We start from the raw sequence: 333 nt of genomic DNA, 5'->3' as shown, positions 1-333 counted from the left end.
TTCCTGGTCCGTTCCAAGGTCTACAACCGGGTTTGGATGAACCGCGACATTCACATCATCCGTTGCTGAACAGCCATTGCCATCAGTTACAACTACGGAATAATTTCCTGATGTTGATACTGTGATGGTTTGAGTGGTTGATCCATTTGACCACAGATATGTAGCGCCTGAATTGCCGGCATCTAAGGTGATAGTATTTCCAGCACAGGTTTCCTGATCTGCTCCCAAATCAACCGTTGGATTTGGATGAACCGTTACATTCACATCATCAGTCGATGAACAGCCATTGCCATCGGTTACAACTACGGAATAATTTCCTGATGTTGATACTGT

General features: G+C 44.7%; 1 protein-coding gene. It reads right to left on the bottom strand.

Annotated elements, in window-relative coordinates; all coding sequences use genetic code 11:
* Positions 1–333 (bottom strand): hypothetical protein (locus DF185_RS23740; RefSeq protein ID WP_207784764.1); only part of this gene is annotated, 333 nt, incomplete at both ends.

This window comes from Marinifilum breve (assembly GCF_003202155.1).
GTDB lineage: Bacteria > Bacteroidota > Bacteroidia > Bacteroidales > Marinifilaceae > Marinifilum > Marinifilum breve.
This window is presented reverse-complemented; position numbering and strand designations above follow the sequence as displayed.